The sequence below is a fragment of the Bradyrhizobium sp. P2_E8 genome (genome assembly GCF_056403875.1).
This window is the reverse complement of the sequence record NZ_JBFUES010001005.1, coordinates 1-2,636: the sequence shown is the minus strand read 5'-3', so window position 1 is coordinate 2,636 and position 2,636 is coordinate 1. Positions and strand designations below refer to the sequence as shown.

Sequence of the window (2,636 nt, the reverse complement as noted above, 5' to 3'; positions counted from 1 at the left end):
CCTTGGAGCGTTGCAGCGCGTCCGGGACACGAAGAAAACTCGCACAACCCACAACAGAAAAAGGCCGCTCGGTTTCCCAAGCGGCCTTTCCTGTCTTACGGCGGCAGCACATTTCATCGGGCGATTTCGGACCTTCCAGACCGGGGGCCTATCTCCCGATCGAGTCCTGGTCGGCGGCCGCTGCATTTCGGGACAGTCGCGAGCTGTTGCCCGAACCGAACGCGATGGTCTCCCATCTCCGTAAGATGGGACCATTGAGCCGCATCGCCGGCGCGAACACAATGCCCACGCAGCCGGCGTCCCCGCTGTTCCCGTTGTCCACAGCGGGATGCGTCGGATGCGCCTGCATCCAATCCGACGATGACGATTCGGCGGAGGCTGGAAGCCTAGCCGGGGGTCCAGGGCTGATAGTCGCCRGTCGCCTTCGGCCGCTTGCCGCTGGCGAGCGTCGAGCCCGAGGGGCGGTAGGCGTTGGCGGTGCCCGTGAGATTCGGCTGGTGCGGCTTTTCCCACTCGCGCGGCTGGTAGTTCTCCTGCGTCGGCGGCACGTCGACGACGTGATGGATCCAGCCGTGCCAGGACGGCGGGATCCGGCTCGCTTCCGCATAGCCGTTATAGATCACCCAGCGCCGCTCGAAGCCGAGCGTCGGATCGATCGCCCCGCCGCGCGTGCGATAATAGAGATTGCCCTGCTCGTCCTGGCCGACCAGCTCGCCGTAGCGCTTGGTCCAGAGTTGGGTGCCAAACGTCTGGCCACTCCACCAGGTGAAGAACTTGAGGAAGAACTGTTTCATGCGGCAAGGGCCCTGCTTCGTCGGGTCCTGATGCCATCCGGACGGCGAAATGTCCAGTTCGGCAGGTGCGGCCTTGCCACGCGCAAATCCGTGACCCGCCGCAAATCGGACGCGATCCGTTCATGCCGGGTACAGCGGCCCGGTGAGACGCTGCCTTCACGCGCACACCCGCGTGATCCAGGAACCTCCCCCCTTTGAAGGGGTTTGCTCCCTGGAAAAGGAGTTTGACCATGAGCAGTCTGAGAGTCTTGAGCGCGGCGGCAGCATTGGCGCTGGTCCTTCCGTTGGCGACACCGAGCTTCGCGCAGGGCCATGGCGGCCGTGGCGGTGGCGGTGGCCCCCATATCGGCGGAGGCGGCGGTGCCCACATTGGCGGTGGCGGCGCCGCCCGAATGGGCGGTGGCAGCTTCAGCGCCGGTCCGCGGATCGGCGGTGGYGGCGGCAATTTCGCGGCTGGCGCAGCGGTGCGTCCCAGCTTTGCGGCTGGCGCAGCCGTGCGTCCCAGCATCGGCACCGCACCGTCGGTTGTCGGTGGCGGCGGCCGCAGCTTCGCAGCCGCCGGCAGCAACTGGCAGGGCGGTGGCGGCAATTGGAACGGCGGCTGGCGTCATCACCATCGCGGCGGGTTCTGGCCCGGTTTCGCGGCAGGTGCTGCGATCGGCGGCCTCGGCTCATACGCCTATTATGGCGGCGGGTATTACAACGATCCCTACTACTATGGCGACGACAGCTACTACGACGAGCCGTCAGTGGCGGTGGTTCCCGACAGCGGCGGCGATTCCGCAGGCTACTGTGCGCAGCGCTACCGCTCCTACGACCCGGCGTCGGGCACCTATCTCGGCTACGACGGCCTGCGTCATCCCTGCCCGTAACAACATCGACAATGCTTGAAGGAAACGGCGTCGCAGCGATGCGGCGCCGTTTTCGCGTGTGCTCCGCTTTCACCAGTTTCGCGTGCAGCCGCTTCCGTCCTTGCGAGATTATGTACAAGTCGATGCAAAGGGACCTTTATTCACCGCACCGTGCATATCTACCCTGATCCAATCCAAAATTGACCCGACCCACGATTCGCGGATATCACCAATGCGGGGACTTCGATCTACTGGGAAAGGTCATGCCGCGTATTCTCGTGGTAGATGACGATCCGATGGTCGGCGCGACCATCGAGGTCCTTCTCCAACGTCAGGGCTTCGACGTAACGCTGGCTGACGGCGGTGAAACGGGACTGGCTGCGCTGGAAGCGCAGACCTATCATGTGATGCTGGTCGACATCTTCATGCCGCATATGCGCGGCTTTGAATCCATCCGCATCTTTCACGAACGCGCGCCGGCGATCCCGCTGATCGCGATGTCCGGTTACGCCTTTGCATCGTCGGCCTCGCCCTCTCCCGATTTCCTCCGCATGGCGCTGGAGCTCGGCGCAACGCGTTGCCTGCGCAAGCCGTTCACGCCGGAAGCGCTGCTGACGACAATCCGGGAATGCCTCGCGGGCGAGAGCGCACAGCCGAAGGACAAGAAAGAAGCCCCTTGATCCCAACGCAGCGCGTCATTCTCGGTGCTGGACTTGCAATCCTCCTGATCATCACCGCCGCCTCGATCGGCCTCGACGTCAAGTCGCGGTCCGACACGGTGTGGGTCAGCCATGCCGTCCAGGTCCAGAAGAAGATCTCCGATCTGCGCGTCCTGTTGCGCCGGGCAGAGAGCGCCGCGCGCGGCTACGAGATCTATCGCAGCCCGGCCTTCAGCGACGAATTCCAGGCGGTGCATGCCCAGATCGCGCCGGCACTCGCCGACCTCAAGCGCGGCGTGCGCGACTACCCCGATCAGGTCGCGCTGCTGGAG

4 protein-coding genes are annotated in these 2,636 nt (G+C 64.7%); 3 read left to right on the top strand and 1 reads right to left on the bottom strand.

Annotation, left to right across the window (positions count from 1 at the left end):
• Positions 1-386: 386 nt before the first annotated feature.
• Positions 387-794: an NADH:ubiquinone oxidoreductase subunit NDUFA12 gene (locus tag AC1D00_RS35790; protein WP_135173551.1), complete on the bottom strand. Its 408-nt coding sequence runs from the start codon at positions 792-794 to the stop codon at positions 387-389.
• 230 nt (positions 795-1,024) lie between these two features.
• On the opposite strand from AC1D00_RS35790, the gene AC1D00_RS35785 reads away from it, so the two are divergent.
• The 3 genes from AC1D00_RS35785 to AC1D00_RS35775 all read left to right on the top strand — a co-directional run.
• Positions 1,025-1,666, top strand: a complete 642-nt coding sequence (locus AC1D00_RS35785) for a BA14K family protein (RefSeq protein ID WP_404556052.1) — start codon at positions 1,025-1,027, stop codon at positions 1,664-1,666.
• 242 nt (positions 1,667-1,908) lie between these two features.
• Entirely contained in the window at positions 1,909-2,325 is a 417-nt protein-coding gene (locus AC1D00_RS35780; protein WP_025575669.1) for a response regulator, read from the top strand.
• On the top strand, positions 2,322-2,636 hold a 315-nt coding region (locus AC1D00_RS35775), incomplete at its 3' end, for a CHASE3 domain-containing protein (RefSeq protein ID WP_477013915.1). The genes AC1D00_RS35780 and AC1D00_RS35775, both read left to right, overlap by 4 nt.

What these genes read in the sequence shown, in the direction of transcription:
- AC1D00_RS35780 (WP_025575669.1), top strand. Translation starts at nt 1,909, where the DNA reads ATGCCGCGTATTCTCGTGGTAGATGACGATCCGATGGTCGGCGCGACC.